Annotated in this window: 1 pseudogene; it reads left to right on the top strand. The window is 67.8% G+C overall.

The features are described from left to right. A pseudogene (locus tag D7Y04_RS43035) lies at positions 1-416 on the top strand (hypothetical protein); the annotation flags it as partial.

Raw genomic sequence — 416 nt, 5'->3', positions numbered from 1 at the left:
ACGGACGCGGACCGCGAGCTGTTGTCGGCGTTCTACGACGCGCTGAGCGCCCAGCTGCCCACGGGTGACGCGGCGGCTCCGGAGGCGATGTATCTGCGGCGCGCGGTGGGCCTGTGGGCGCAGCATCCGTCCACCGTGGAGCTCCAGCGCACGGTGATGGGCGAGCAGGGCCGGGGCTACACCATGCTGTGCAGCTATGCGCGCTGCAATGGCAAGAACACCGGCAGCTGCGGCGGCGTCTACAACTGGTACTTGTATGCGAAGCACGACTGCAACAAGGGTGGCTTCAGCTACGCGGGCAACCAGCAGATCGCCCAGCTCGGTGACCACACGTCGTGCGGCGGGGATGAGTTCTACCTGAGCGGCAGCTCCTGGCTGTGCGGCGAGCCGGACCACTGGTCCCGCCCGAAGGTGAT

It is taken from the genome of Corallococcus sp. AB038B, assembly GCF_003668955.1.
In the GTDB taxonomy this organism is placed as follows: Bacteria; Myxococcota; Myxococcia; order Myxococcales; family Myxococcaceae; genus Corallococcus; species Corallococcus exiguus.
The sequence above is the reverse complement of the archived record's forward strand: the minus strand, read 5'-3'. Positions and strand labels throughout refer to the sequence as shown.